This is a genomic window from Streptomyces sp. AHA2 (assembly GCF_036857595.1).
Classification (GTDB): Bacteria; Actinomycetota; Actinomycetes; order Streptomycetales; family Streptomycetaceae; genus Streptomyces.
Genome location: NZ_JAUQWJ010000002.1, coordinates 119,565 through 143,978, shown reverse-complemented (window position 1 = coordinate 143,978; position 24,414 = coordinate 119,565). Strand labels below are relative to the sequence as shown.

Sequence of the window (24,414 nt, the reverse complement as noted above, 5' to 3'; positions counted from 1 at the left end):
GGCGTCTGGGGAGGTCCACTCGCGCGTCATGCGCCTGTAACCACTCGTCCGCCAGCGGATCGAAAGTCAAGGCCGGGCAAGCGATGACAGCCGCATGTTTTCACTTCTTGAACGCAAGACTCTCCTCGAAGCCTCCCTAGTGCTCATCTGAGCGAAGTTTCCGCACATGTGATTTCGCTCGATGAACGATCAAAGGGTGGCACTGAGTGCCACCCTTTGAGGAAGTGCAGTCGCCCATGATTCGCTCATCTGAGCGCGGCCCTTATCAAGGGTGGCGAGAATCACGCTGCCACAGCCGACCGGATTTCACCATGCGGACGCGTCCCGGGCCCCGGAACGGGGTGGTCACACCCCCCGCGCGCGCAGCAGCTCCTCGACCCGCTCGGGTGGCAGCGGTGCTCCACGACCATCGCACCCGCTCCGACCAGCCCGGCCCGCTCCCCCAGCCGCGCGGTGACCACGTCGGGGTGAGCGGTGGAGCGGGGCGGCGCGCGCTGGTGGCGCAGCTCGCGCACGCCGGTGAGGAAGGGAGTTCCGGCCAGATCTCCGGCGATCATCAGAACTCCGGGGTCCGGCAGGGTCGCGGCGGTCGCCAGGACGTCCCGACCCGGCGCCCCGCCTCCCGGGGTTGCCCCACCGCCTCGGGGTGCCCGGACGCCGGCAGTCCGCGGATGTCCGCGGCGCAGGAGGCCGGCACCCCGGCCTCGGTCGGCCGCCGTGCGACCGCGCCGCCGGGGACGCCTCCTTCGCCGGGGCCCGGTCACGCGGCGGGCGCGACGGGCCACCGGCTGCCGGGTGCCGCGGGGTACGGCCGCGACACCCGCCCGGAGCCGGTGCCGTGCCCGCACGCTAGCGGGCGCGGAGCACGGTCGGCGGCGGCACCGCCGGCGCTGCTCACGGCGGTCGGCGGCGCCTGGCCCCGCGGTGTCGCCGGAGGTTCGCCGGGTGTTCGCCGAACAGCGGCCCGGCGGGCTGAACGCACCCGGCGGGCGCCCCGTACGCAACGGTGGCGGACCCGTTCCCCCACGCGGGTCCGCCACCTCGCCGCGTTCCGCACGGAAGGACCTCCGGGTGCCTGTCTTCACACGCTTCCACAAGCCGCCGCAGCCGGGCGACGGCCCTCCCGGGGACACGACCGGGACGGAGGACGAGGGCACGGACCGGGGCGAGCGGGAACCGGCCGGGGGGACGGCTGCACGCCGGACGGCGAAGCCACCGGTGTGCGGCGCCCCCTCCCGGTCCCTCCCCGGGCGGGTGCTCACCCGCCTGCGCACCTGGCGCACCCGGTGTCCCCGGACCGCCCGTGCCGTGCGCCCGGCCGCCACCGTCCTGGCCGCCGCCCTGGTCCTCGGGGCGCTGCTGCTGCCGAACACGCTCCCGGCCCTGCACGCGGGCAGCTTCCTGAAGATTCCGGCGGAGGCGGTCGTGGGAGCCGTCCTCGTGCTGGTGCTGCCGCCGCGGCCCCGGCTGGCCGCCGCGGTGCTGTACGGCCTGGGCCTGACGGTGCTGACCACCGTCAACCTGCTCGACCTGGGCTTCAACGAGTACCTCGGGCGGGGCTTCAACGCCGCGCTCGACTGGGACCTGCTGCCGGACGCCCGGTCGTACGTCCGGGACACCCTCGGCGGGGGCGTCGCCACCGCGGCCGCCGTCGGGGCGGTCGTGCTCGTGCTGCTCGTGGCCGCCGTCCTGGTCGCGGCGTCGGTCCGGCTGTCCGGCGTGCTGGCCCGTCACCGGGCGCGCTCCACCAAGGGGGTGCTGATCGCCGGCACCGCGTGGGTCACCTGTTCCGCCTTCGGCCTGACGCTGTCCGGCGGGCCGATCGCCTCCGAGCGCGGCGCCGGGGCCCTGCGGGTGCACGCCCAGCGCACGGTGGACTCCCTGCGCGACGAGGCCGCGTTCGCGAAGGAGGCCCGCGCCGACACCTTCGGCGACACCCCGCCCGGCGAGCTGCTGCCCGACCTGCGCGGCAAGGACGTGGTGTTCGCCTTCGTCGAGAGCTACGGCCGCAGCGCCGTCGAGGACCCGGCCATCGCCCCGGGCGTCGACCGGGCCCTGGACGCGAGCACCGAGGCGCTGGGCAAGGCCGGCTTCGCCGCGCGCAGCGGCTGGCTGACCTCGGCGACGTACGGCGGCAGCAGCTGGCTCGGCCACTCGACGACCATGTCCGGCCTGTGGATCGACAACCAGCGCCGCTACCGCACGGTCACCGCGGGCGACCACCTGACCCTCACCAAGGCGTTCCAGCGGACCGGCGCCTGGGACACGGTCGGCGTGATGCCGGGTGTGCAGAAGGGCTGGCCGGAGGAGAAGTGGTACGGCCTGGACAAGGTCTACGACGCGTTCGACCTGGGGTACAGGGGGCCGAAGTTCAGCTGGTCGACCATGCCCGACCAGTACGCCCTGGAGGCGTTCCAGCGCCGGGTGCACGGCAAGAAGCGGGACCGGCCGCTGATGTCCTTCGTCATCCTGACCTCCAGCCACCAGCCCTGGGCGCCGCTCCCGAAGCTGGTCGGCTGGGACGAACTCGGCGACGGGTCGGTCTTCGACGCGATCCGGAAGGCCGGCAACAAGGCCTCGGACGTCATCACCGACACCACCGAGTCCCGCGAGGAGTACGGGAGGTCGATCCAGTACTCGGTCACCAGCCTCACCCAGTGGCTGGAGCGCTACGGCACCGCCGACACCGTCCTGGTCTTCCTCGGCGACCACCAGCCCATCGCCCGGGTCAGCGGCCCGCGCGCCTCCCGTGACGTGCCGGTCTCGATCGTCGCCAAGGACCCCGAGGTCCTGGAGAGGATCGGCGGCTGGAACTGGACGGAGGGCCTCAAGCCCGCCCCCGACGCGCCGGTGTGGCGGATGGACTCCTTCCGCGACCGCTTCCTGACGGCGTACGGCTCGACACCGCACCCCTCGAAGGGCTGATCAGCCGCCGGAGGTGTCGAGTTCGGCGTCCTCGCCGACCCCGGCGCAGTCGTAGGGGTCCTTGAGCCAGCCGTCCGGCAGCACCACCCGGTTGTTGCCGGACGTGCGGCCGCGGGGCCCGTCGGCGCCGGCCGGCCAGGGCTGGTCGAGGTCCAGCTCGTCCAGGCCGGACCGCAGCTCCTCCAGGGACGAGGTGATCGCCAGGCGCTTGCGCATCTCGGAGCCGACCGCGAAGCCCTTGAGGTACCAGGCGACGTGCTTGCGGAAGTCGATCACACCCCGGGACTCGTCGCCGATCCACTCGCCGAGCAGGGTGGCGTGCCGGACCATGACGTCGGCGACCTCGCGCAGGGTGGGCCGGGCGATGTCCTCGGTGCGGCCCTCGAAGGCGGCGACCAGGTCGGCGAACAGCCACGGCCGCCCCAGGCAGCCGCGCCCGACCACGACTCCGTCGCAGCCGGTCTCGCGCACCATCCGCAGGGCGTCCTCGGCCGACCAGATGTCGCCGTTGCCGAGCACCGGGATCTCCGGGACGTGCTCCTTCAGCCGGGCGATGGCCTCCCAGTCGGCGGTGCCGCCGTAGTGCTGGGCGGCGGTGCGGCCGTGCAGGGCGATGGCGGTGACGCCCTCCTCGACGGCGATCCGGCCGGCGTCCAGGAAGGTGATGTGGTCGTCGTCGATGCCCTTGCGCATCTTCATGGTCACCGGCAGGTCGCCCGCGCCGCCGACGGCCTCGCGCAGGATGGCGCGCAGCAGGTTCCGCTTGTACGGCAGCGCCGAGCCGCCGCCCTTGCGGGTGACCTTCGGCACGGGGCAGCCGAAGTTGAGGTCGATGTGGTCGGCGAGATCCTCCTCCGCGATCATGCGGACGGCCTTGCCGACGGTCGCCGGGTCCACGCCGTAGAGCTGGATGGACCGGGGCCGCTCGCTCGCGTCGAAGTGGACGAGCTGCATGGTCTTCTCGTTGCGCTCGACCAGCGCCCGGGTGGTGATCATCTCGCTCACGAACAGGCCCTTGCCTCCGCTGAACTCCCGGCACAGGGTGCGGAAGGGCGCGTTGGTGATCCCGGCCATGGGGGCCAGGACGACGGGCGGCTGGACGGTGTGCGGACCGATCTGCAGGGGCGTGGACATTCCTCCATTGTGCCGTGCAATGAACGGGTAAAGTTCTTTAGTTAGGCACACTATCGAAATCGGCGTATCATGGAGCCCATGCCCGAGCTCAGTCCCCGCCGCCGCATGCTGGTGCTCGCGATCTGCTGCATGAGCCTGCTGATCGTGAGCCTCGACGCCACGGTCCTCAACGTGGCCCTGCCGTCCATGCAACGGGACCTGCACGCGAGCACCTCGGGCCTGCAGTGGACGATCGACGCGTACACCCTGGTCCTGGCCTCGCTGCTGATGCTGGCCGGTTCCACCGCCGACCGGATCGGCCGCAAGCGGGTCTTCCTGGCGGGCCTGGTGGTCTTCACCCTCGGCTCGGTCCTGTGCTCCCTCGCGCCGGACCTCCACGCGCTGGTCGCGTTCCGGATGGTGCAGGCCGTGGGCGGCTCGATGCTCAACCCGGTCGCCATGTCGATCATCACCAACACGTTCACGGACCCGCGGGAGCGGGCCCGGGCCATCGGCGTCTGGGGAGCCGTGGTCGGCATCTCGATGGCCGCCGGGCCCCTCGTCGGCGGGGTACTGGTGGACTCGGTGGGCTGGCGCTCGATCTTCTGGATCAACCTGCCGGTCGGACTGGCCGCCCTGCTGCTCACCCTGCGCTTCGTCCCCGAGTCCCGCGCCCCCCGGGCCCGCCGCCCCGACCCGGTCGGCCAGGTGCTGGTGATCGCGTTGTTCGGCTCCCTGACGTACGCGATCATCGAGGCGCCCAGCACGCCCTTCGCCTCGATCGCGCCGTTCGCCGCGGTGGCCCTGGCCGCGCTGACCGGCCTGCTCCTGTACGAGCCGCGCCGCGAGGAACCGCTGATCGACCTGCGGTTCTTCCGCTCGGCGCCGTTCAGCGGGGCGACGGTCGTCGCGATCAGCGCGTTCGCCGCGCTCGGTGGCTTCCTGTTCCTGTCGACCCTGTACCTGCAGAGCGTGCGCGGCCTGACGGCGCTCGAAGCCGGCCTGTGGATGCTGCCGATGGCGGTGCCCACGTTCCTGTGCGCGCCGCTGTCGGGCCGGCTGGTCGGCGCGCGCGGTCCTCGTCCGCCGCTGCTGATCGCGGGGGTGGCGATGACGGTGAGCGGGGTGCTGTTCGCCGCGTTCGAGGCGGAGACGTCGAACACCACGCTCTTCCTCGGCTACGTCCTGTTCGGTGTCGGCTTCGGCTTCGTCAACGCGCCCATCACCAACACGGCCGTGTCCGGCATGCCCCGCGCCCAGGCGGGTGTCGCGGCGGCCGTCGCGTCCACCAGCCGCCAGCTCGGGCAGACGCTGGGCGTGGCCGTGGTGGGCGCGGTGCTCGCCGCGGGCGTGGGCGCCTCCTCGTACCGCGCCCAGTTCGTCTCCGCCGCCCGGCCCGGCTGGTGGATCCTCGCGGCGTGCGGCTTCGCCGTGCTGGTGCTGGGCGCGCTGACGACCGGCCGGTGGGCCCGGCGCACCGCCGAACGGACCGCGCGGCGGCTGCAGTCGGTGGAGGTACGGGACGGCGTGGTGACGGCGGAGCGGGCCTGACGCCCCGTCGGCTCATGCCGGTGCCCACGCCCGGACCGACGCGTTCCCTCCCCGGTCGCCCGCCCGCGGCGCGCACCGCGTGGCCTGAGGACGCGTCCCGGGGGTAGCTGTGTCGGTGCCGCGGGTGGACCGCGAGGGGCCGAGTCCAAAGAGGGGGGCGTCATGACGCAGACCGACACGGGCAGCGTCTGCCGGTGGGACCAGCACGGGCGGCGGCACGTGGTGCGCGTGCGGCGCACCGGCACGCAGCGCACCATCAGGTGCGACACCTGCGGCTGGCGCACCGCCGCCCAGTTCCTGCCCGGTCTGAAGGCGGAGGAGCACCTCCTGCTGGCCCACCAGGCGACGGTGGACCCGACGGCGGCGTGAGCACCCCGGGCGGGGCAGGCCCTAGTAGAGGATCGAGGGCAGGTAGGCCCCGTCCGGCGGCTGGTAGAGGCCGACGGTCATCAGGCTCAGCAGCTGCACGACCCTGAGGCCGTGGGACAGGCACCACCGCAGCAGCAGGTGGTCGCTCACGGGGACCAGGATGCCCGGGCCGCCGAACTGCGGGGCCGCCGCGATCAGTGCCTGGAGGTCCGGGGTGGTCTCGCCCACGGCGTGCGCGAAGAAGGCCAGGTCGGTGGCATAGCCGGTGACGCGTCCCGCGCGCTCCACGACCCTGGCCGTGCCCTGTCTCAGCGCGTCGGCCACTTCGCCGCCACGGTCGACGCCGTGGACCTGCCGGCACACCTCGTTGCAGGCGCCCAGATCCGCGTCCACGGCCTCTCGCACCGTGTACCCGGGCAGCGCCTGCCGCAGCGCCGGCCCCTGCACACACGCCACGGTGGCGCGGTGGACGAAGCCGAGGCGCACGTACAGGGAGAACGACCGGTTGTGGTAGCCGCTCTGCAGCAGACGGATGCCGGGTGCCCCGCGCTCGTCCGCCCGCTCCAGCACGTCCCGCATCAGACGGCGGCCCACACCCGCGTTCTGCACGGCCGGGTCGACGGTGACGGGTCCGACCCCGACGACGGCCGAGCGTTCGTCGAGGAAGTTGCTGCCGACGATCCGCCCGTCGAGCTCGGCGACGACACCGTAGAACCCCGGGTGCGTCAGGGCACCCTCGATCAGTGCGACACCGACCTCGGGGCTCGGGATGTCGGGAGGGAACGCGTGCTCCCCGGCGATCCCGGCGAAGGCCTCGTAGCAGATCCGGCCGCACTCCGCGGCGTCGTCCGGGGTGCCCGGGCGGAGTATGAGATCCACGGTCGCCATCCCCTTCGCGCAGTGCCCGCGGCGGCCCGCCCCTCGTCTTCCATCCTGGCCCCCACGAGGCCCGGGCGCACCCGGCACGCCCTCGGCTCAGGCCCGCAACCCACGCACCAGCAGGTCGACGACGGCCGTGAAGTCGGCCTCGGCGCCCGGCTCCGTCCACTCCCGGGCGTGACCGGGGTCGTGGAAGCGGCCGGTGGCGTGGAAGACCGCGCGGGCGGCGGCCTCCGGGTCGGCCGCGGTGAAGGTCCCGCTGCCCACCCCGTCCCGCACGATCGAGGTCAACTGGGCCGTCAGATCCGCGATGTGGTCGCCGACCGCCGTGCCGGCCTCGTCCGTGAGGACCGTGTACGTGGCGAACAGCTCCGGATCGTCGCCCGCCTTGCGGCGCTTGGCGGCGAACAGCGCGCCGAGCCAGTCCCGCAGCCGGGCCTCCGGGTCGCGGTCCGCGGCGGCGATGCCGGACAGCTCGCGGGAGGTGCGGTCCAGCCAGCGCTTGGTGACCGCCTCGCGCAGCGCCGCCTTGGTGCGGAAGTGCCGGTAGACACTGCCGTGGCTGACGCCGAGCGCGCGGGCCACGTCCACCACGGTGGCCTTGGCCGGTCCGTGGCGGCGCAGCACCTCCTCGGTCGCTTCGAGGATGCGCTCGGCGGTCAGGGTCTCGCTGGTCGGTGCCATGCCCCCGACCGTACCCAAAGCCCGGTTCAGCTCTCGAGGTGCGCCATCTGGGCCGCCGGGTAGCGCTCGCCGGCGGCCGCCCCGGCCGGTACGGCCTCCTCGATCGCGGCGAGGTCGGCCTCGTCGAGGGCGACGTCCAGGGCGCCCAGCGCCTCGTCGAGCCGGTCGCGGCGGCGTGCGCCGACCAGCGGCACGATGTCCTCGCCACGGGAGAGCACCCAGGCGATCGCGATCTGCGCGACGCTGACGCCCTTCCGCCCGGCGATCTCGCGCAACGCCTCCACGAGGCGCAGGTTGTGCTTGAGGTTGTCCCCCTGGAAGCGGGGCGACATCGCGCGGAAGTCGCCCGGGCCCAACTGCCGGTCGGCCGTGAAGTGACCGGAGATCAGCCCGCGGGAGAGCACCCCGTACGCGGTGACGCCGATGCCCAGTTCGCGGGTGGTGGGCAGGATCTCGGGCTCGATGCCGCGGGAGATCAGGGAGTACTCGATCTGCAGGTCGGAGATCGGCGCGGTGGCGGCGGCCCGGCGGACGGTGGCGGCGCCGACCTCGCTGAGGCCGATGTGCCGTACGTATCCCGCCTCGACCAGTTCCGCGATCGCCCCGACCGTCTCCTCGACCGGCACGTCGGGGTCGAGCCGGGCGATGCGGTAGACGTCGATGTGGTCGACGCCGAGCCGCTGCAGGGAGTACGCGGCGAAGTTCTTCACCGCGGCGGGCCGGCCGTCGTAGCCCGCCCAGCTGCCGTCCGGGCCGCGCAGGGCGCCGAACTTGACGCTCACCAGGGCTTGTTCGCGCCGGGCGGAGGGGGCGGCGCGCAGGGCCTCGCCGATCAGCATCTCGTTGTGGCCCATGCCGTAGAAGTCGCCGGTGTCGAGGAGGGTGACGCCCGCTTCGAGCGCCGCGTGGATCGTCGCGACGGACTCGGCCCGGTCCGCCTCGCCGTACAGGGCGGACATGCCCATGCAGCCGAGACCGAGGGCGGAGACCCGGGGGCCGGTGGTTCCGAGGGAGCGCGTTCGCATCGTCATGCCCTCCACGATGACATGACAGATGACAGATTTCAATATCTGTCATTCGACACTTGTCAGCTACCGGGTCGTCGCCGCCAGCTTCGCGCCCAGCGCCACGAACGACGCCGCGAATCCCCGGCGCAGCCAGGCCATGACCCGCGGCCGGCCCAGCACGCGGCCGCGCACCGCCCCGGCCGGCAGCCCGTACGCGGCGAACACCAGGAAGGTGGTCAGCATGAACATCCCGCCGAGCCCGGCCATCCGCACCAGCGCGTGGGGCTCGCCGGCACTCACGAACTGCGGCAGGAACGCGAAGAAGAAGACCGTCAGCTTCGGGTTGAGGATGTTGATGAGCACGCCCCGCACGATCACCTGCCGCACGGACGGGGGCGCGGCCTCGCGCTCCCCCGTCACGAGGGCGTCCTTGTCGCGCAGGGTGGTCCACGCCATGTGGAGCAGGTAGGCGACTCCGGCGCACTTCAGCACCTGGAAGGCGGTCGCACCGGCGTGCAGCAGTGCGGCCGCGCCGGTGACGGTGGCCAGCAGGTGGGGCACGATGCCGAGGGTGCAGCCCACGGCCGCCACGACACCGGCGCGGGGACCCCGGGTGAGCGCCGCGGCGAGGGTGTAGAGGGTGCCGGTGCCCGGCGTGGCGACGACGATCAGGGTGGTCAGCAGGAAGGCGAGGCTCATGGCCCCACCCTCGCGCCGCCGGCCCCGGAGGCAACAGGACCAATCGCCACCGCCGTTGGAGGACCGATTGCCGCAACGCGACGGTGCCGGGCCCCTCCTGGGAGGGACCCGGCACCGTGATGCGCAGAAGAGGCGTCAGCAGCCGATCAGGCGGGCCGCCAGGTAGCCCTCGATCTGGTCGAGGGAGACGCGCTCCTGCTTCATCGAGTCGCGCTCGCGGACGGTCACCGCGTCGTCCTCGAGCGTGTCGAAGTCGACGGTCACGCAGAACGGCGTACCGATCTCGTCCTGGCGCCGGTAACGGCGGCCGATGGCGCCTGCGTCGTCGAACTCGATGTTCCAGTTCTGCCGGAGCGCCTGGGCCAGACCCTTGGCCTTCGGGGACAGCTCGGGGTTGCGCGACAGCGGCAGGACCGCGACCTTCACCGGGGCGAGGCGGTGGTCCAGGCGCAGCACGGTGCGCTTCTCCAGCTTGCCCTTGGCGTTGGGCGCCTCGTCCTCGACGTAGGCGTCCAGCAGGAAGGCCAGCATGGCGCGGCCGACACCCGCGGCGGGCTCGATGACGTAGGGGGTCCAGCGCTCGCCGGCCTCCTGGTCGAAGTACGTCAGGTCCTGGCCGGAGGCCTTGGAGTGGGCGCCGAGGTCGTAGTCGGTGCGGTTGGCCACACCCTCCAGCTCACCCCACTCGCTGCCGCCGAACTGGAAGCGGTACTCGATGTCGGCGGTGCGCTTGGAGTAGTGGGAGAGCTTCTCCTTCGGGTGCTCGTACCACCGCATGTTCTCCTCGCGCAGGCCCAGGCCGGTGTACCAGTTCCAGCGCTGCTCCATCCAGTACTCCTGCCACTTCTCGTCCTCGCCCGGCTTGACGAAGAACTCCATCTCCATCTGCTCGAACTCGCGGGTGCGGAAGATGAAGTTGCCGGGCGTGATCTCGTTGCGGAAGGACTTGCCCATCTGGGCGATGCCGAACGGCGGCTTGCGGCGCGAGGTGGTCTGCACCTGCGAGAAGTTGGTGAAGATGCCCTGCGCGGTCTCGGGACGCAGGTAGGCGACGGAGCCGGAGTCCTGGGTCGGGCCGAGGTGCGTGGACAGCAGGCCCGAGAACTGCTTGGGCTCGGTGAACTGGCCCTTGTTGCCGCAGTTGGGGCAGTTGACGTCGGCCAGCCCGTTCTCCGGCAGGCGCTTGTGCTTGGCCTCGTAGGCCTCCTCCAGGTGGTCCGCGCGGAACCGCTTGTGGCAGGAGGTGCACTCGGTCAGCGGGTCCGTGAAGGTGGCGACGTGGCCGGAGGCGACCCAGACCTCGGGGGCCAGGATCACGGACGAGTCGATACCCACGACGTCCTCGCGGGACGTCACCATGTAGCGCCACCACTGGCGCTTGAGGTTCTCCTTGAGCTCGACACCGAGGGGGCCGTAGTCCCAAGCGGCGCGCTGACCGCCGTAGATCTCACTACAGGGGAATACGAAGCCACGGCGCTTGCTCAGGCTGACGATGGTGTCGATCTTGTCGGCGGCCACGGTGCTCTCTTCATTACGACGACGGGCGACGAAGCGAGTTGCTTCCAGCGAATGATTCAGGTTACCGGCGGGGGCGCCCCCTCAATCAAATCGCTCCCCCTCCCCGGCCCTCAAGGCCCTGGTGAGGCGGTTTGTTGACAACGGTTTCCATATTTGTTGAAAATGAGTGTCATGAACGTACGACGACGCCTCATACCCGCCGCCCTGGCCTCCGCTCTCGGTCTCGGCGCCCTCACCGCCTGCTCCAGCGACAGCGCGGCGACGGGCAACACGGACAAGTTCGACGTCGTCGCCTCCTTCTACCCGATGGCGTTCCTCGCCGAGCAGATCGGCGGCGACCACGTGAACGTCTCCAGCCTGACCGAGCCGGGCCAGGAACCGCACGACCTGGAGATCAGCACCAAGCAGCGGGCGCAGTTGGAGGAGGCCGACGCGGCCCTCTTCCTCAAGGGCCTGCAGCCGGCCGTGGACGAGGCCGTCGCCCAGACCGGCATCAAGACGAAGATCGACGCGGCCGCGCTCACCACGCTCGAGGACCACGGCACCGGCGGCCACAGCCACGAGGGCGAGGAGGGCCACGCCGAGGGGGGCCACGCCGAGGAGGAAGGCCACGCCGAGGAGGAGGAGCACGCCCGCGACCCGCACGTCTGGCTGGACCCGGTGAAGTACGCCGAGGTCGCCGAGGGCGTGGGCAAGGCCTTCGAGAAGGCCGACCCGGACCACGCGGCCGACTACAAGAAGAACACCGCGGCCCTGGTCGAGAAGCTGAACGGCCTGAACTCCGACTTCGACAACGGCCTGAAGAACACCAAGACCAAGGTCTTCTTCACCAACCACGCCGCCTTCGGCTACCTCGCCGAGCGCTACGGCCTCACCCAGGAGGCCATCTCCGGCCTCGACCCCGAGAGCGAGCCCAGCGGCGCCCGGGTCAGGGAGCTCCAGGAGGAGGCCAAGGCCGACGGCGTCACCACCGTCTTCTACGAGACACTGGTCTCCGACAAGACCGCGAAGACCCTCGCTCGCGACGCGAACCTCAAGACGGACGTCCTCGATCCCCTGGAGGGCATCACCGACAGGTCCCGCGGCGACGACTACTTCCAGGTCATGGAAGCCAACCTCAAGGCCCTGCAGAAGGCCCTGGGAGCCAAGTGATCGACCCATCGGAGGACGGCATGACCGAGCCCGTCGTATCCCTGCGCGGAGTCCGCGCGGACCTGGGCTCGCGCCCCGTGCTGCGCGGCATCGACCTCACCGTGCGCCGCGGTGAGGTCGTCGCGCTGCTCGGCGCGAACGGCTCGGGCAAGTCCACGGCCGTGCGCAGCATCATCGGCCAGGTGCAGACCGGCGCCGGCGAGATCCGGCTGTTCGGCACCGACCGCGCGCGCTTCCGCGACTGGCACCGGGTGGGTTACGTCCCGCAGCGCACCACGGCCGCCGGCGGCGTGCCCGCCACGGTGACCGAGGTGGTCTGCGCCGGCCGCCTGTCCCGGGCCCGCTTCGGCGTCCTGCGCAAGGCCGACCACGCGGCCGTACGGCGTGCGCTGGAGCTCGTCGGGATGGCCGACCGGGCCAAGGACCCGGTCGACGCCCTGTCCGGCGGCCAGCACCAGCGCGTCCTGATCGCCCGCGCCCTGGCCTCCGAGCCCGAACTGCTGATCATGGACGAGCCGATGGCCGGCGTCGACCTGGCCAGCCAGGAAGTCCTCGCGCACACTCTCACCGAGCAGGTCTCCCGGGGCACCACCGTGCTGCTCGTGCTGCACGAACTCGGCCCGCTGGAGCCCTTGATCGACCGGGCGGTCGTCCTGCGCGACGGCTGCGTCGTGCACGACGGGCCGCCCCCGAAGGCCGTCGGGCAGCACGCCCTGCCCGGCCACGACCACGTGCACCCGCACGCACCCGCGGGCGCCGAACCGATCCGCACGGGACTGCTGAGCTGATGGACTTCCTCGACTACGCCTTCATGCAGCGGGCCCTGCTCGCCGCCGTCCTGGTCGGCATCACCGCCCCCGCGGTCGGCATCTACCTGGTCCAGCGCCGCCAGGCCCTGATGGGCGACGGCATCGGCCACGTCGCGATGACCGGCGTCGGCCTGGGCTTCCTGTTGACCTGGTCCCCGGTGTGGATGGCGACCCTCGTCTCCGTCCTCGGCGCGGTCCTCATGGAGCTGATCCGCTGGTACGGCAAGACCCGCGGCGACATCGCCCTCGCGATGCTCTTCTACGGCGGCATGGCCGGCGGTGTGATGTTCATCAACCTCGCGCCGACGGGCTCCAACGCCAACCTGACCTCGTACCTGTTCGGCTCCCTGTCGACGGTGTCCGAGTCGGACGTCACGGCGATCTGCGTGCTGGCCGCCTTCGTCGTCCTGGTCACCCTGGGCCTGCGCCGGCAGCTCTTCGCGGTCAGCCAGGACGAGGAGTTCGCCCGCGTGACCGGCCTGCCGGTGCGCGCGCTGAACCTGCTGACCGCGGTCACCGCGGCCGTCACCGTCACGGTGGCGATGCGCGTGGTCGGCCTGCTGCTGGTGAGCGCGCTCATGGTGGTGCCCGTCGCGGCCGCCCAGCAGATCGCCCGCAGTTTCGCCGCGACCTTCGTGATCGCCGTGGCCATCGGCGTGAGCGTGACGATCGGCGGCACCGTCACCTCGTACTACCAGGACGTGCCGCCCGGGGCGACCATCGTGCTGCTCACCATCGGCGCGTTCGTCGTGCTGACGGCGCTCGCCACCCCGCTGGCGCGCCGCCGTGCCCGGGCCAGGGCGGCCGCGCTCGGCGCGGCCGATCCCGCCGAGTGCGCGATCCCGGGCAGCCGTCAGGCGACCGACGAGGTCGGCGTCTGACCGCCCCCGCACCGGGCTGGCACAATGGCCCGGGCAAGGCAGACGTGAGGAGGCAACGGTGACGACCGCTGGACCGTCCGTGAAGGGCCGCGCCACCAAGCAGCGCGCCGCCGTGGCGGCGGCCCTGCAGGAGGTCGACGAGTTCCGCAGCGCGCAGGAACTGCACGACATGCTCAAGCACAAGGGCGACTCGGTCGGGCTCACCACGGTCTACCGCACCCTGCAGTCCCTCGCCGACGCCGGTGAGGTCGACGTCCTGCGCACGGCCGACGGCGAGTCCGTCTACCGCCGCTGCTCCACCGACGACCATCACCACCACCTCGTCTGCCGCGGCTGCGGCAAGGCCGTCGAGGTGGAGGGCCCGGCCGTGGAGACGTGGGCCGAGGCCATCGCCGCCGAGCACGGCTTCGTCAACGTGGCCCACACGGTGGAGATCTTCGGCACGTGCGCGGAGTGCGCGGCGGCCGCGAAGTAGGCGCCGGACGCGTCGGCGGCGGCCGTCCGGCCGGCTCCGGCCGCGTGGGCGGAGCCGGAGCGCGGGCCCGGTGGCCCGCGGTGCGCCGACGGCCGTCGTGCCCGTGCCACCAGGACACCGCCGTCCCGGCCCGGCTGCCACCGAAGGGGAGCGCCGGGCCGGGCAGGACTACGGCTGCCTGCCCTCCATGGCCAGCAGTTCCTCGTTCGGGATGGCCCCGCCGAACCGCCGGTCCCGGGAGGCGAACTCCAGGCACGCCCGCCACAGGTCGCGCCGGTCGAAGTCCGGCCACAGCACGTCCTGGAAGACCATCTCGGCGTACGCGCTCTGCCAGAGCAGGTAGTTGGAGGTGCGCTGCTCGCCGCTGGGGCGCAGGAACAGGTCCACGTCCGGCATGTCCGGGTAGTACAGGTACTTGGCGAAGGTCTTCTCGGTGACCTTGGACGGGTCGAGCCTGCCGCTCCTGACGTCCTCGGCGAGCGCCTTGGCCGCGTCGGCGATCTCGGCCCGGCCGCCGTAGTTCATGCAGAAGTACAGGGTCAGGCGGTCGTTGTCCTTGGTCTGCTCCTGGGCGACCTGGAGTTCCTTGGCGACCGAGCGCCACAGCTTGGGCATCCGGCCGACCCAGCGCACGCGGATGCCGAGTTCGTCGAGCTGGTCGCGGGTCTTGCGGATGAAGTCCCGGTTGAAGTTCATCAGGAAGCGCACCTCGTCGGGCGAGCGCTTCCAGTTCTCGGTGGAGAAGGCGTACAGGGAGATGGCGCCCACGCCCATCTCGATGGCGCCCTGGAGCACGTCCAGCACGCGCTCGGCACCCACCTTGTGCCCTTCGGTGCGGGGCAGGCCGCGGTCCTTGGCCCAGCGTCCGTTGCCGTCCATGACGATGGCCACATGCTGCGGCACGAGCTCCCCGAGCTTCGGGGGCCGCGCGCCGGACGGGTGCGGCTCCGGCGTCCTGTACTCGCGGCGCTGGCGCCCCAGGATCCCGCGTACGGCCATGTGTGTCTCGTCTCCTCGGCTTGCTTGCTTGTTACTTCTCGACGTAGCGCAGCGAGCGCAGGCCGCGCTCCATGTGCCAGTGCAGATAGGCGGACACCAGCCCGCTGCCCTCCCGGACGTAGCGCGCCTCGCAGGCGTCCGCGGTGCCCCAGTCTCCCGTAAGCAGTGCGCCGAGGAGTTCCAGGGCCTGGGGCGAGGGTACGACGCTGCCGGGCACCCGGCAGTCCGCGCAGACGGATCCGCCCGAGGCGACCGAGAAGAAGCGGTTGGGGCCGGGCATCCCGCACTTCGCGCAGTCGCCGAAGGTCGGGGCGTACCCGTTCACGGCGAGGGAGCGCAGCAGGAAGGCGTCGAGGACGAGGTGCGGGGCGTGCTCGCCCCGGGCGAGGGTGCGCAGCGCCCCGACGAGCAGCAGGTACTGCTGCACGGCCGGCTCGCCCTCGTGGTCGGTGAACCGCTCGGCGGTCTCCAGCATGGCGGTGCCGGCGGTGTACCGGGCGTAGTCGGTGACGATCCCGCCGCCGTAGGGCGCGATGGTCTCGCTCTGGGTGCACAGGGGCAGCCCCCGGCCGACCAGCTCGCTGCCCTTGGCGAAGAACTGCACGTCTACGTGGGAGAAGGGTTCGAGACGCGCGCCGAACTTGGACTTGGTCCGGCGCACGCCCCGGGCCACGGCCCGTACGCGTCCGTGGCCGCGGGTGAGCAGCGTGATGATCCGGTCCGCCTCACCCAGCTTCTGGGTGCGCAGCACGATGCCGTCGTCGCGGAACAGACTCATGCGCCCATTCTCGCCTACGCGCGCACCCCCCGGGCCGTGAGATGGGTCAAGGGACTTCGCCCCTGCTGCGCGCGTTGGCGTACGCGGTCGCCGCGCTCAGCCGCTCGGCCGGGGTGGCGTGCCGTACGGCGCCGGGGTCGGCGTCCCACTCCCGGCCGCCCCCGTACGGCCTCAGCTGCACGTAGGGCCCCTCGTGCCCCATGACGATGCCGATGCGCCCGCTGCGGGTGTCGACGACGTAGGCGCCGACCGGCGGCCTCATCGCGGCACCGCCGCGAGCCGGCGGGCGCCGCGTGCGAAGGAACGGCCGGCCTCCGGTCGCCGTCCCATGAGCGGACGAAGCGCTCTCCGCGCGAAACCCGCCGGGTCGGGTCCGCATGGCGGCCGGTTGTTTCCGGCCCCGGCGAGTGCTGCCCGCAATTCCTTCACCGCATCCTCCGCTTCTATAGCGCTCAGCGCCGCTGACCTGCTCTTACCGTGCTCCCCTCCCTTTCGCACTTTCACTCTTCGCGCTTCTTCGGTGACGCTGCGCGTCTACACTCGGAGCGGGTCTGTGCCGTGCGACCGCACAGCGGCACGGGGGGCGGGCATCGCGGGCGGAGCGCTCAGTCCTCGCCGAAGCGGCGTACGTAGCGGCGCTGCCAGGGCGTCTCCACCGCGTGCCGGTCGTAGTGGCGGCGGACGTACGCCACCGCCTCCGGGCCGGGGACGCCGTCCAGGACGGCGACGCAGGCCAGGGCCGTGCCCGTACGCCCCCGGCCGCCGCCGCAGGCGATCTCCACGCGTTCGCCCGCGGACCGTTCCCACGCCCGGGTCAGCGCGGTGCGGGCGGCCGCCCGGTCCGCCGGGAGGCGGAAGTCGGGCCAGCGGATCCAGTCCGCCTCCCAGGGCACCTCGGGCGGCGGTCCGCCCAGCAGGTACAGGCCGTAGGCGGGAGCGGGGGCGGCCGGATCGAGCGGCCGGCGAAGGCCCCGGCCGCGGATCAGGCGGCCGGAGGGCAGGCGCAGGACGCCGGCGCCGCCCTCGTCCCACAGGTCGTCCGTCACGTCCATGCCGTCCGTTCCTCCCCCTCGCCCCTCACCGGCCCCCGCGGTCCCATCCCAGTCCTGCCGCCCGGCACCGGCAACCCGGTTCACCGACAGCCGAAGGGGCGGCGGACGGCCGGAGTGCCGGAGTGCGAGCGGGCGCGGGGGACGCCGGGGGCGCGCGGGACGCGGGGACGCCCGCCGCCGGTCCCGATCACGGCGGAGGCGAGATCCTGATCATCGGCGACCCGGCCGCCGCGCAGGCGCGCGCACCGCTCGCGCTGCCACCATCGTGTCGGTGAGGACGGGCCGGCCCGCGGCCCGTCCACCGCCACGACCCGATGGAGGCTCCATGCCGAACGCCCCGTGGACCGGTGTCATCCCGCCCGTCTGCACGCCCCTGACGCCGGACCGCGAGGTGGACGTCCCCTCGTTGCTCCGGCTCGTGGACCACCTGGTGACCGGCGGGGTGCACGGGCTGTTCGTGCTCGGTTCGACCTCCGAGGCCGCGTACCTGACGGACGCCCAGCGGCGGCTGGTCGTCGAGGCGGTCGCCGCGCACGTGGGCGGTCAACTGCCCCTGCTGGCCGGGGCGATCGACATGACGACGCCCCGGGTCCTGGACCAGGTCACCGCGGTGACGGCGGCGGGCGCGCAGGCCGTCGTCGTGACGGCCCCGTTTTACGCCCGCACCCACCCGGCGGAGATCGCCCGCCACTACCGCGCGGTCGCGGCGGCCAGCCCGGTGCCCGTCCTCGCCTACGACATCCCCGTCGCCGTCCGCACGAAGCTGCCGGCGGAGGTGGTCCTGGACCTGGCCGCCGACGGTGTGCTCGCCGGGCTGAAGGACTCCAGCGGCGACCTGGCCGGCTTCCGCCAGGTCGTCACCGGGGCCCGGGACCGTCGGGCCGACTCCGGATTCAGCGTGCTGACCGGCTCCGAGCTCCTGGTCGACGCGGCTCTGGCGATGGGCGCCGACGGGACCGTGCCCGGCCTGGGCAACGTCGACCCGGCCGGCTACGTGCGCCTGGACCGGCTGTACCGCGCCGGTGACCTCCAGGGAGCCCGTGCCGAACAGGAGCGGCTGTGCGCCCTGTTCGGCCTGGTGTCGGCGGGTGACCCGGCCCGCATGGGCCCCAACTCCTCGGCCGTCGGCGCCTTCAAGGCCGCGCTGCACCTGCGGGGCGTCATCGACTGCCCGGTGACGGCCGAGCCGCAGGTGCCGCTGTCGCCGGACGAGGTGGAGCGGGTCGCCCGGCACCTGACCGCGGCCGGACTGCTCTGAGACACCCGTCCGGCGAGGGGCACGCGCGCAGGGCCTCGCGGGGCCGGAACCGGGCGCGGGGCGACCGCCGTGCGCGCCCGGTTCAGCCGGCCCCGGGCCGGACGATCCCCGACTCGTGGGCGACGACGACGAGTTGGGCCCGGTCCCTGGCCTTCAGTTCGCCCATGATGCGGCTGACGTGGGTCTTGGCGGTCAGCGGGGCCCAGCGCGTACCGTCCTTCGAGGGGACGCCCCGCGGCTCGCCGGTCAGTCGCGGGCGGCGCGCAGCCGGTCGATCTGCCGGGCGGCCGCCTGGCGGTCGGCGTCGGTGAGGCCGCCGTCGCGGTGGTGGACGAGCACCAGGTCGGTCGACTCCCCGCCGGGCAACTCGTCCTGGATGCGGGCCACCCGGGTGGAGTCGGCGCTGCCGGGCAGGTGGTCGACCGCGCGGTTCTGCTGGATGCCGGAGAACGTCCCGGCGAACGGGCCGAGCAGCACCAGCGCGGCCACCCACAGTCCGACCACCGCCCAGGGCACGGCCCGGCGAGCCGGGCGCTACCGCCGGGGGCGGTACGGGCCGCGGACTACTTCCCCGGGGAGTAGCGGGGCGGGTCTCAGGAGGGCGTACGCGCCGCGGCGGCCAGCAGGCGGGTGACGTCGTCGGTGCAGAGGGTCAGTGCCGCTCCGACGGTGGCGAGGACGTCCCGCTCGGCGGGGGTGTAGGGGCCGTCGGCCAGGGCGATGCGGGCGCCCTGCAGCAGGATCGACTCGCGTCCGACGGTGGCCAGGTGCGGGGCGAGCGGGTCCAGGGCCTCGTGGAGCTCTATGGCCAGTCCCGCAGCGCACGGTTCGCCGGTGATGCGGCCGGTGTCCGCCTCCAGCGCCTCGACGAGCGCGGCCAGCTGCTCCTCCGTGCAGTCGTCGAAGCCGGCCGCGCGCACGGCGAGCACCGCGGCCTCCAGGGCCGTACGGGATCCGGCGCCGCCCGCGGCCAGCACCGCCAGGGCGACGGTGTGCACGGCGTCGCGGAGCATCGCGGAGAAGCGGGTGGTGGTCGGGTGGTCGAGGACGTCGGTGCCGAAGTGACGGCGGCAGGCGGCGCACTCCACGACCGGGCCGGTCTCGCCGCGCGGCAGCACCGGCACACCGCACACGGCGAAGCGCCGTTGCCCGGTCAGCCGCTGGTAGTTGCGGTCACCGCCGCAGCCGGGGCAGAAGAACTCCCCGTCACCGGCGGCCGTCCACGCGGTGCGGGTGCCCAGGATGCGGGCAAGCCCGGCGGCACGGCCGTTTCGTCCCCGTCCTGGCAGCACGTCGCACCTCCGTCACGCCGCACGGCAACGTCGCCGCGCTTGCGTGATGTTAGCCACATCCGGGACGAGGAGTCAGCACCCCGGAGGAGACGTTTCCGTGACCCACACAGCAATTGGCCGGTATACGACGGGGCTCCGCCCGCCGGGCGACGGCGGACGGAGCCCTCGAATCGCCTCCAGGGCTGGTCAGCGCGTCGTGCGGTTGACGGCCGAGACGACGGCCTTCAGCGAGGCCCGCGTGGTGTTCGCGTCGATTCCGATGCCCCACAGGACCTTGTCGCCGATCGCGCACTCGATGTAGGAGGCGGCCTGCGCGGAGGCGCCCTCGCTCATCGTGTGCTCCTGGTAGTCCAGCAGGCGTACGTCGATGCCGATGGACTGCAGCGCGTCGAAGAAGGCCGAGATCGGGCCGTTGCCGGTGCCGGTCAGCACGGTGTCGCGGCCGTCGACGGTGGCCTCGACGGTGAGCGTGTCGACGCCGTCGCGGTCGGTGGTGGACTGCCCGTTCTTGACCTGGATCCGGCCCCAGGGGTTCTGCGGGTTGGGCAGGTACTCGTCCTGGAACACGGCCCAGATGTCCTTCGGCGTGACCTCGCCGCCCTCGGCGTCGGTCTTCGCCTGGATGATCTTCGAGAACTCGATCTGCATCCGGCGCGGCAGTTCCAGCTTGTGGTCGTTCTTCAGGACGTAGGCGATACCGCCCTTGCCCGACTGCGAGTTGACCCGGATGACCGCCTCGTAGGAGCGGCCGACGTCCTTGGGGTCGATGGGCAGGTAGGGCACGGCCCACTCGATGTCGTCGACGGTGACGCCCTTGGCCTTCGCGTCGGCCTCCATGGCGTCGAAGCCCTTCTTGATGGCGTCCTGGTGGGAGCCGGAGAAGGACGTGTAGACCAGGTCGCCCACGTACGGGTGGCGCGGGTGGACCTCCATCTGGTTGCAGTACTCCCACGTGCGGCGGATCTCGTCGATGTCGGAGAAGTCGATCTGCGGGTCGACGCCCTGGGAGAACAGGTTCATGCCCAGGGTGACCAGGTCGACGTTGCCGGTGCGCTCGCCCTGGCCGAACAGGCAGCCCTCGACGCGGTCGGCACCGGCCATCAGCGCCAGCTCGGCGGCGGCGACGGCGGTGCCGCGGTCGTTGTGCGGGTGGACCGACAGGCAGACGTACTCGCGGCGGGAGAGGTTGCGGCCCATCCACTCGAAGCGGTCGGCGTGCGTGGAGGGCGTGGAGCGCTCGACGGTGGCGGGCAGGTTCAGGATGATCTCGCGGCCCGGGCCGGGCTGGTAGACGTCCATCACCGCCTCGCAGACCTCCAGCGCGAAGTCCAGTTCGGTGTCGGTGAAGATCTCGGGGCTGTACTGGTAGCCGAACTCGGTCTCGGGCCCCAGCAGCTTCTCGGCGTACTCCATGACCAGGCGCGTGCCGTCGACGGCGATCTGCTTGATGTCGTCCCTGGAGCCGCGGAAGACGACCCGGCGGAAGACCGGCGCGGTGGCGTTGTACAGGTGGACGGTGGCGCGCTTGGCGCCCTTCAGCGACTCCACCGTGCGCTCGATCAGGTCCTCGCGGGCCTGGGTCAGGACCGAGATGGTGACGTCGTCGGGGATGGCGCCGGGCTCCTCGACGATGGAGCGCACGAAGTCGAAGTCGGTCTGGCCGGACGCCGGGAAGCCGACCTCGATCTCCTTGTAGCCCATCTTCACCAGCAGGTCGAACATGGCGCGCTTGCGGGCCGGCGACATGGGGTCGATCAGGGCCTGGTTGCCGTCACGCAGGTCGGTGGAGAGCCAGCGGGGGGCGGTGGTGACGCGCTGCTCCGGCCAGGTGCGGTCCGGGATGTCGACCTGCTCGTAGCGGCCGTACTTGTGGATCGGCATGGAACTGGGCTGCTGGCGGTTGGCCATGATGCGGTGGCTCCTCAGGGGGTGTCCGGAAGGACGGCCGACGACGCAGCACCAAGCTCCGCGGGGAGGGAGTCGGCCTCGACTACAGGCCCTCGCCGCGGCAGCTAAGGAGAAGCAGCCCGAAACGCATGATGCGCAGCATGCTAGCCGAGCCTCCTACGGCGCGCGGGGTCGTATCAGTATGCGGGACCGGACGCCCATACGGGACAAAAAGTGCGTCATACCACTCCGCTACGCGGCGTCAACAACGATGTCCGGGCATTTCACCAATCATGGTGGCGAGCGGTGACAGCGCGGTCACTCAGTGCAAGGGTTCCGGGCATGACGACCCACGGGGGCTTCGAGCCCGTCTTCTGCACCATCGTCCCGCCCCACGTCCTCGACCGGCTGGCCCGGGCCGAGGATCCCGCACTCGCCGGTCCCGCACGCCGCACGCTGCAGCGCGACGCCTTCGAGCGCACCCGGCGCCGTCTCACCACGGTCCTCGGCGCCGCGGCCGTCCCCTCCGCCGCCGAGGGCCGGCCGCGGCGCACGATCCACGACGCCCGGCACGGCACCGACCTGCCCGGCCACCCCGTCCGCGGCGAGGGCGACGAGCCGGGCCGGGACGCCACCGTCAACCGCGCCTACGCCGGCCTCGGCGCCACCTTCGAGTTGTTCCTGCACGCCTACCGCCGCGACTCCATCGACGGCGACGGGCTGCCGCTGAACGCGACCGTGCACTACGACCGCGACTACAACAACGCCTTCTGGAACGGCGAGCAGATGGTCTTCGGCGACGGGGACGGGGAGATCTTCCTCGACTTCACCATCCCGGTCGACGTGATCGGCCACGAACTCGCGCACGGCGTCACGCAGTACACCGCCAACCTCACCTACTTCGGGCAGCCGGGCGCGCTCAACGAGTCCCTTTCGGACGTCTTCGGCGCGCTGATCAAGCAGTACACGCTCGGCCAGACCGCCGCCGAGGCCGACTGGCTGATCGGCGCGGGCCTGCTCGCCCCGCGGGTGACGGGCACGGCCCTGCGCTCCATGAAGGCACCGGGCACCGCCTACGACGACGACGTGCTGGGCACGGATCCCCAGCCCGCGACGATGGACGGCTTCGTGCGCACGGGACGGGACAACGGTGGCGTCCACATCAACTCGGGCATCCCCAACCACGCCTTCTACCTCGCGGCCACGGCCCTGGGCGGCCACGCCTGGGAACGGGCGGGGCAGATCTGGTACGACGTGCTGACCGGCGGCGAGCTGACGCAGCAGGCGCTGTTCACGGACTTCGCCGCACTCACCGTCGAGGCCGCCCGGGCGCGGTTCGGGGACGGGGAGGAACTGGACGCCGTGTCGAAGGCGTGGGAGCGGGTCGGGGTGCGGACCCCGTAGTTCCGTACTAGACAGGTGCCATGCGGATTCAGGTGAGGCGCACGGGCGGGTTCGCGGGCATCGAGCGGTACGCCGAGGTCGACACCTCGGGCCGTTCCGACGCCACGGAATGGCACGCCCTGGCCGAACAGGCCGTCGCCGCGGGCCGGAGCACACCGCCCGTCGGTGTCCCGGACGGGTTCAGCTACCAGATCTCCGTCGATGGCAGGACGGTGTACGCGGCCGACCCGCGGCTGACGGACGAGCAGCGCAGACTGATCTCGCGCGTCCTGAAGGAAGGGGCGTGACGGCCCGTTCCCGCGCGGCCGTTGACTTCCGTTACCGACGGTACGGATGATCCGGCGCATGGCGACTGACGCAGGCAAGGCGATCCCCCGCTTCCCGGCCGGCTTCCTCTGGGGCGTGTCGACCTCGGCACACCAGATCGAGGGCGCGGCGGGGCTGCGCGAACCCTCCGTGTGGGACGCCTTCACGGCCGAACCCGGACGGATCAAGGACGGTTCGACGGCCGAGGTGGCCTGCGACCACGTCCACCGCCACCGCGAGGACGTGGCGCTCCTGGCGGATCTGGGCGTGAACGCGTACCGCTTCTCGGTGTCCTGGCCGCGGGTGCGCGCGGACCAGGGGCTCGACTTCTACGACCGGCTGGTGGACGAGTTGTGCGCGGCGGGTGTCCGCCCGGTGCCCACGCTGTTCCACTGGGACCTGCCCGCGGACCTGGACTGGCTGGAGCGGGACACGGCCGCCCGCTTCGCCGAGTACGTGGACGTGGTGGCCGGGCGGCTCGGTGACCGCGTGACCAAGTGGATCACCCTGAACGAGCCCGCGGAGCACACCCTCCTGGGCCACGCCCTCGGCGTGCACGCCCCGGGCAAGCGGCTGCTGTTCGACGCGCTGCCCGTCGCGCACCACCAGCTGCTGGCCCACGGGCTCGGCGTACGGGCCCTGCGGGCCGCGGGCGCGAGCGACATCGGGATCGCCAACTCGCACGGTCCGACCTGGCCGGCCTCGGACGGGACGGCGGACCGGGAGGCCGCCGACTTCTACGACCTGCTGCTGAACCGCCTGTTCGCGGACCCGCTGCTGCTGGGCCGCTACCCGGACGGCATCGGCGAACTGATGCCCGGTGACGTCGCCGCCGACCTGGAGGTGATCGCCGAGCCCCTCGACTGGTACGGCGTCAACTACTACGCCCCGACCAGGGTGGGCGCCCCGCAGGGCGCGGAGATCGAGTTCGGCGGGGTCACCATGCCCGCCGAACTGCCGTTCTCCGTGCGGCGGATCGAGGGCCGGCCCGTCACCGACTTCGGCTGGCCGGTGGTGCCCGAGGGCCTCACCGAGGTGCTCACCACGTTCCGCGACCGCTACGGCGACCGCCTCCCGCCGGTCGTCATCACCGAGAACGGCTGCTCCTACCCGGGCCTCGACGACCAGGACCGCATCGTCTACCTGGACGGCCACGTGCGGGCGCTGCACGAGGCGGTGGAGGCGGGCGTCGACGTGCGCGGCTACTTCGTGTGGTCCCTGCTCGACAACTTCGAGTGGGCGGAGGGCTACGCGCGCCGCTTCGGCCTGGTCCACGTCGACTTCGCCACCCGGGAACGCACGCCCAAGTCCTCGTTCCGCTGGTACCGGGACATGCTGAAATCCCAGGCGGTGAAGGACTGATGCGTATCGCGGAG

24 protein-coding genes and 2 pseudogenes are annotated in these 24,414 nt (G+C 72.3%); 11 read left to right on the top strand and 15 right to left on the bottom strand.

Features of this window, described 5'->3' with window-relative positions:
• Positions 1-345 precede the first annotated feature (345 nt).
• Positions 346-733: pseudogene (locus Q5694_RS04500) on the bottom strand (sugar kinase); the annotation flags it as partial.
• A 338-nt stretch (positions 734-1,071) separates the two neighbouring features.
• Between Q5694_RS04500 and Q5694_RS04495 the strand changes: the two are divergent.
• Positions 1,072-2,925 carry a CDP-alcohol phosphatidyltransferase gene (locus Q5694_RS04495; RefSeq protein WP_333930688.1) on the top strand — a complete coding sequence of 618 codons (1,854 nt, stop codon included), beginning with the start codon at positions 1,072-1,074 and terminating at the stop codon, positions 2,923-2,925.
• On the opposite strand, the gene dusB is transcribed toward Q5694_RS04495, so the two are convergent.
• The gene (dusB, locus tag Q5694_RS04490; RefSeq protein ID WP_333930687.1) at positions 2,926-4,059 is read right to left on the bottom strand and encodes a tRNA dihydrouridine synthase DusB; all 1,134 of its coding nucleotides are present in this window, start codon (positions 4,057-4,059) and stop codon (positions 2,926-2,928) included.
• A 78-nt stretch (positions 4,060-4,137) separates the two neighbouring features.
• On the opposite strand from dusB, the gene Q5694_RS04485 reads away from it, so the two are divergent.
• On the top strand, positions 4,138-5,589 hold the full coding sequence (locus Q5694_RS04485) for an MFS transporter (RefSeq protein ID WP_333930686.1): 1,452 nt from the start codon (positions 4,138-4,140) through the stop codon (positions 5,587-5,589).
• A gap of 162 nt (positions 5,590-5,751) precedes the next feature.
• On the top strand, positions 5,752-5,958 hold the full coding sequence (locus tag Q5694_RS04480) for a hypothetical protein (protein WP_333930685.1): 207 nt from the start codon (positions 5,752-5,754) through the stop codon (positions 5,956-5,958).
• A 21-nt stretch (positions 5,959-5,979) separates the two neighbouring features.
• Here Q5694_RS04480 and Q5694_RS04475 read toward each other — a convergent pair whose 3' ends face one another.
• The 5 genes from Q5694_RS04475 to Q5694_RS04455 all read right to left on the bottom strand — a co-directional run bounded on the left by Q5694_RS04475 (position 5,980) and on the right by Q5694_RS04455 (position 10,745).
• On the bottom strand, positions 5,980-6,846 hold the full coding sequence (locus tag Q5694_RS04475; RefSeq protein WP_333930684.1) for a GNAT family N-acetyltransferase: 867 nt from the start codon (positions 6,844-6,846) through the stop codon (positions 5,980-5,982).
• A gap of 87 nt (positions 6,847-6,933) precedes the next feature.
• A complete protein-coding gene (locus tag Q5694_RS04470) occupies positions 6,934-7,521 on the bottom strand; it encodes a TetR/AcrR family transcriptional regulator (RefSeq protein WP_333930683.1) in 588 nt (195 codons plus the stop codon).
• Between the two features lie 26 nt (positions 7,522-7,547).
• On the bottom strand, positions 7,548-8,552 hold the full coding sequence (locus Q5694_RS04465; protein ID WP_333930682.1) for an aldo/keto reductase: 1,005 nt from the start codon (positions 8,550-8,552) through the stop codon (positions 7,548-7,550).
• A 60-nt stretch (positions 8,553-8,612) separates the two neighbouring features.
• Entirely contained in the window at positions 8,613-9,227 is a 615-nt protein-coding gene (locus tag Q5694_RS04460) for a LysE family translocator (protein WP_333930681.1), read from the bottom strand.
• A 135-nt stretch (positions 9,228-9,362) separates the two neighbouring features.
• Positions 9,363-10,745 carry a glycine--tRNA ligase gene (locus Q5694_RS04455; RefSeq protein WP_333930680.1) on the bottom strand — a complete coding sequence of 461 codons (1,383 nt, stop codon included), beginning with the start codon at positions 10,743-10,745 and terminating at the stop codon, positions 9,363-9,365.
• A gap of 171 nt (positions 10,746-10,916) precedes the next feature.
• Between Q5694_RS04455 and Q5694_RS04450 the strand changes: the two genes are divergently transcribed.
• From Q5694_RS04450 to Q5694_RS04435, 4 genes are read left to right on the top strand one after another with little or no spacing between them, the layout of a single operon-like run.
• Positions 10,917-11,897 (top strand): metal ABC transporter substrate-binding protein, encoded by a 981-nt coding sequence (locus Q5694_RS04450; RefSeq protein ID WP_333930679.1) that lies wholly within the window; start codon positions 10,917-10,919, stop codon positions 11,895-11,897.
• A 20-nt stretch (positions 11,898-11,917) separates the two neighbouring features.
• On the top strand, positions 11,918-12,685 hold the full coding sequence (locus tag Q5694_RS04445; RefSeq protein ID WP_333930678.1) for a metal ABC transporter ATP-binding protein: 768 nt from the start codon (positions 11,918-11,920) through the stop codon (positions 12,683-12,685).
• Positions 12,685-13,587, top strand: a complete 903-nt coding sequence (locus Q5694_RS04440; RefSeq protein WP_333930677.1) for a metal ABC transporter permease — start codon at positions 12,685-12,687, stop codon at positions 13,585-13,587. Before Q5694_RS04445 ends, Q5694_RS04440 begins: the two co-directional genes overlap by 1 nt.
• A 58-nt stretch (positions 13,588-13,645) precedes the next feature.
• The gene (locus Q5694_RS04435) at positions 13,646-14,062 is read left to right on the top strand and encodes a Fur family transcriptional regulator (RefSeq protein ID WP_333930676.1); all 417 of its coding nucleotides are present in this window, start codon (positions 13,646-13,648) and stop codon (positions 14,060-14,062) included.
• Positions 14,063-14,230: 168 nt separating this feature from the next.
• Here Q5694_RS04435 and Q5694_RS04430 read toward each other — a convergent pair whose 3' ends face one another.
• The 4 genes from Q5694_RS04430 to Q5694_RS04415 form a co-directional block, all read right to left on the bottom strand.
• Complete coding sequence (locus tag Q5694_RS04430; protein ID WP_333930675.1) at positions 14,231-15,061, bottom strand: isoprenyl transferase; 831 nt, start codon at positions 15,059-15,061, stop codon at positions 14,231-14,233.
• A gap of 31 nt (positions 15,062-15,092) precedes the next feature.
• Positions 15,093-15,839: a DNA repair protein RecO gene (gene recO, locus Q5694_RS04425; protein ID WP_333930674.1), complete on the bottom strand. Its 747-nt coding sequence runs from the start codon at positions 15,837-15,839 to the stop codon at positions 15,093-15,095.
• A gap of 46 nt (positions 15,840-15,885) precedes the next feature.
• Positions 15,886-16,101, bottom strand: coding sequence for a hypothetical protein (locus Q5694_RS04420; RefSeq protein WP_333930673.1), 216 nt, complete (start codon positions 16,099-16,101; stop codon positions 15,886-15,888).
• Positions 16,102-16,444: 343 nt separating this feature from the next.
• Positions 16,445-16,891, bottom strand: a complete 447-nt coding sequence (locus tag Q5694_RS04415; protein ID WP_333930672.1) for a phosphatase domain-containing protein — start codon at positions 16,889-16,891, stop codon at positions 16,445-16,447.
• A gap of 325 nt (positions 16,892-17,216) precedes the next feature.
• On the opposite strand from Q5694_RS04415, the gene Q5694_RS04410 reads away from it, so the two are divergent.
• The gene (locus tag Q5694_RS04410; RefSeq protein WP_333930671.1) at positions 17,217-18,149 is read left to right on the top strand and encodes a dihydrodipicolinate synthase family protein; all 933 of its coding nucleotides are present in this window, start codon (positions 17,217-17,219) and stop codon (positions 18,147-18,149) included.
• A gap of 82 nt (positions 18,150-18,231) precedes the next feature.
• Here the strand turns inward: Q5694_RS04410 and Q5694_RS04405 are convergent.
• The 4 genes and pseudogenes from Q5694_RS04405 to leuA form a co-directional block, all read right to left on the bottom strand.
• Positions 18,232-18,351, bottom strand: a pseudogene (locus tag Q5694_RS04405) (DNA-binding response regulator); the annotation flags it as partial.
• Positions 18,352-18,395: 44 nt separating this feature from the next.
• Positions 18,396-18,665, bottom strand: coding sequence for a hypothetical protein (locus tag Q5694_RS04400; RefSeq protein WP_443040826.1), 270 nt, complete (start codon positions 18,663-18,665; stop codon positions 18,396-18,398).
• Positions 18,666-18,742: 77 nt separating this feature from the next.
• Positions 18,743-19,441 (bottom strand): tellurite resistance TerB family protein, encoded by a 699-nt coding sequence (locus Q5694_RS04395; protein ID WP_333930670.1) that lies wholly within the window; start codon positions 19,439-19,441, stop codon positions 18,743-18,745.
• 186 nt (positions 19,442-19,627) lie between these two features.
• Positions 19,628-21,349 (bottom strand): 2-isopropylmalate synthase, encoded by a 1,722-nt coding sequence (gene leuA, locus Q5694_RS04390; RefSeq protein WP_333930669.1) that lies wholly within the window; start codon positions 21,347-21,349, stop codon positions 19,628-19,630.
• A gap of 321 nt (positions 21,350-21,670) precedes the next feature.
• Here leuA and Q5694_RS04385 point away from each other — a divergent pair, with 321 nt between their 5' ends.
• Genes Q5694_RS04385 through Q5694_RS04375 form a run of 3 tightly spaced genes read left to right on the top strand, consistent with a single transcriptional unit; the run spans position 21,671 to position 24,400 of the window.
• The gene (locus Q5694_RS04385; RefSeq protein WP_333930668.1) at positions 21,671-22,732 is read left to right on the top strand and encodes a M4 family metallopeptidase; all 1,062 of its coding nucleotides are present in this window, start codon (positions 21,671-21,673) and stop codon (positions 22,730-22,732) included.
• A gap of 20 nt (positions 22,733-22,752) precedes the next feature.
• A complete protein-coding gene (locus tag Q5694_RS04380) occupies positions 22,753-23,019 on the top strand; it encodes a protealysin inhibitor emfourin (protein ID WP_333930667.1) in 267 nt (88 codons plus the stop codon).
• Positions 23,020-23,077: 58 nt separating this feature from the next.
• Positions 23,078-24,400: a GH1 family beta-glucosidase gene (locus Q5694_RS04375; RefSeq protein ID WP_333930666.1), complete on the top strand. Its 1,323-nt coding sequence runs from the start codon at positions 23,078-23,080 to the stop codon at positions 24,398-24,400.
• Positions 24,401-24,414: the final 14 nt, after the last annotated feature.